We start from the raw sequence: 2,848 nt of genomic DNA, 5'->3' as shown, positions 1-2,848 counted from the left end.
CGGCGAGCCGTCCCAGCTCGGCGGCCGCACCGCCCAGCTCGCCGCCGCGCCGCTGGACCAGGGCGAGCACCTGGAGGACCGAGTCATGGATGTCGCGGGCGATCCGCTCCCGCTCCCTGGTCGCGGTCTCCAGCGCCGTCGCCCGCGCCAGCCTGGCCTCGCTGTCCAGCGCCAGGCGCGCCATGTAGCCGATCAGCGCGCCGACCATCAGCAGCAGCACCGTGCCGTTGAGGGTGCCCTGGCTGAGCTGGCCCGCGTACACCCCGCGCAGCGTGACGTCCGGGATCGCGATCACCAGCGCGGCGGCCAGGCCCCAGCGGACCCCGCCGAGCACCGCCCACGCCATCACCGGCGCGGCGACCCAGCTCACCGTCAGATTGGGCCGTCCCGCCACCAGATGGTGGTGGTGCTCGACCAGCGCGGTGGCCGCCAGGCAGAGCGACGGGATCAGCAGGTCGAGCACCGCGAGGACCTTGCGGCGGCGGCCGTCGCCGCGCCAGGCGGCCAGCCGGTAGGCGTGCGCGGTGAAGACCGTCCAGGCCGCCATGACGAGCAGCACGAACGCGCCGCCCAGCGGATGGGCGTAGCCGCCGATGTTCGCGACGATCAGGACGGTCGCGTAGCCGAGGGCGACGAAACGGAAGACCGCGATCGCCCGCCACAGCGCGGACTCGACGTTCACCGGCACGGCCGGGGGGCTGCGGGGAGAATCACTCCTCGTCGTCGTCCTTCCTGGCGGCCCTGCCGGTCAGCTCGGCGCGGACCTCGGCGGCGTACCGGTCGACGTACTCCTGGCCCGACAGCTCCTTGATCCCCATCATGATCCGGTCGGTGACGGTGCGGAGCACCTCACGGTCGTCCTCACGTCCGTAGAACTCCGAGAAGTCCAGCGGCGGGCCGAACCGCACGCCCGGCCGGCCGGGCAGCCCGAACACCTTCGGCCGCTTGCCCGACGGCATCAGCTCAAAAGTGTTGATCATGGCCATGGGGACGACCGGGACCTTGGCCTGGAGCGCGAGCCTGGCGACCCCCGTCTTCCCCTTGAACAGCCGGTTGTCGGGCACCCGGGTGCCCTCGGGGTAGATCCCGAGCAGCTTGCCCTCCGACAGCACGCGCAGGCCCGTCGAGAGCGCCTCCTCCGACGCCTTGCCGCCGGTCCGGTCGATCGGGATCACCCCGACGCCGTTGAAGAACGCCCGTGACAGGGCGCCCTTGACGCCCTTGCCCGTGAAGTAGTCGCGCTTGCCGAGGAAGACGATGGGCCGGCGCAGCGGCCACGGCCCGAAGAAGTGGTCGGCGAACGACAGGTGGTTACTGGCCATGATCGCCGGACCCACCTGGGGAACGTTCTCCATCCCGCTGTTCTTCGGTCGCCATACGATGGTGAGAATGGGCCCCACGATGGCCTTGACCACCCACCAGAACATGGATGCCGCCTCTCTTGACTACCGACCGCACTTGAGTTGGCGTACATCTTCGCATGACCGGCGGGATGCGACCGGCGGGATGCGGACGGAGCGTGTACCGCGGCACCGCGCTGAGCCTGATGGTGTGGGACGATTCGCACCGTAGGCTCTACAGCGTCTATGGAGGAGCTGAGGTAGGTGGAAGTGAACCGCCGTGAGAACGGGCTGTCAGCGGACGCCTACACGCCTCTGATCGACCTCGTCGCCGAACTGGCCGACGATCTGCTGGAGCTGCTGCGCGAAGCGGGCATCGCCGCCTACGCCCTGCCCGGCGCGGGCGACGAACCCGATCTGCTGGACCGCGTCCACGTCGACCAGCTCCGCAAGGAGGAGGCCGAGCGGGTGCTGCACGAGCGGATCCTGGGCGACCGGATCGGCCCCGCCGCCACCGCGACCGACCCCGGAGCCCTGTCCACGGCGACGGCCGAGCCCCTGGACGACGACGCGATCTTCGCGCAGATCGTCGCGGGATTCGGCGACACTCCGGCCGACGTCCGCTGGCCCGACGAGGAGAATGTGCGGCCGGAACCGGACGAGGACGACGATCCGGTCGATCGGACGGGCGCCATGCCGACGGCACGGGTGGTGTTCTCCGCCGAGCCCGCCCAGGCCGAGGAGATGCCCGAGCCCGACGAGGACGGCCACTACGAGCCGCCGCCTCCCCCGCCGCTGCCGACCGGCGACTCCACCACCCGGCTGGCCTGGCTCTGCCTGGTCGGCGGGCCCTCCTACATCCTGGTGACGGTGCTGCTGGGCTGGGACTCCCCCGGCTGGGCGGCGTTCATGGCCGTCGCCGCGTTCATCGGCGGCTTCGTCACCCTGGTGCTGCGCATGGGCGACGAACCCCGTGACGGCGACGACGACGGCGCCGTCATCTGACGTCCCGTCAGCGCGGGGCGATCCGCGCCAGCAGCGGACGGTGGTCCGAGGCGAGCGGGACGTCGTCGTCCAGACCCTCGGGGACTCCGCAGCCCACCACTTTCAGCCGCCGGTCCACGAAGATCCCGTCGATCCTGACCTTCGGCCGGTAGGCGCTGAAAGTCAGCTCACCGCCCTCGGGCGCGGTCGCGTAGGCGTCCTGGTAGGTGCGGGAGAGCAGGTTCCAGCCGTCCGCGCCGGGCTCCTCGTTGAAGTCCCCGGCCAGCACGACGGGCACCGGCGAGGGCGCCAGCAGCCGGACGATCTCGTTGACGTGCTTCAGCCGGGCGCCGGCGACCAGGTCGAGATGGGTCGAGGCGACCGTCAGATCCACCCCCTGGACGCGCACCCGCGCCACGGCCAGCGCACGCCGGTGCAGCGGCGGGCTCCAGCTCAGGAACGCGTAGTCGGCGCGGAGCAGCCGCACCCCCGGGCCGCCCAGCACGGCCACCCCGGCGCTGCGG

Annotated in this window: 4 protein-coding genes; 1 reads left to right on the top strand and 3 read right to left on the bottom strand. The window is 71.7% G+C overall.

The features are described from left to right. Both ACYVE7_RS32090 and ACYVE7_RS32085 read right to left on the bottom strand, forming a co-directional pair. The coding region (locus tag ACYVE7_RS32090) for a DUF5931 domain-containing protein (RefSeq protein WP_460370082.1) at nt 1–688 on the bottom strand (688 nt) is incomplete at its 3' end. A gap of 22 nt (nt 689–710) precedes the next feature. Then, entirely contained in the window at nt 711–1,355 is a 645-nt protein-coding gene (locus ACYVE7_RS32085; RefSeq protein ID WP_460370080.1) for a lysophospholipid acyltransferase family protein, read from the bottom strand. Nucleotides 1,356–1,610: 255 nt separating this feature from the next. Between ACYVE7_RS32085 and ACYVE7_RS32080 the strand changes: the two genes are divergently transcribed. Continuing rightward, nucleotides 1,611–2,345 carry a hypothetical protein gene (locus tag ACYVE7_RS32080; protein ID WP_460370076.1) on the top strand — a complete coding sequence of 245 codons (735 nt, stop codon included), beginning with the start codon at nt 1,611–1,613 and terminating at the stop codon, nt 2,343–2,345. 7 nt (nt 2,346–2,352) lie between these two features. On the opposite strand, the gene ACYVE7_RS32075 is transcribed toward ACYVE7_RS32080, so the two are convergent. Further along, nucleotides 2,353–2,848, bottom strand: a 496-nt coding sequence (locus ACYVE7_RS32075; protein ID WP_460370074.1) for an endonuclease/exonuclease/phosphatase family protein, incomplete at its 5' end; no start/stop codon positions are given.

The sequence above is a fragment of the Actinocorallia lasiicapitis genome, assembly GCF_054778695.1.
This window is presented reverse-complemented; position numbering and strand designations above follow the sequence as displayed.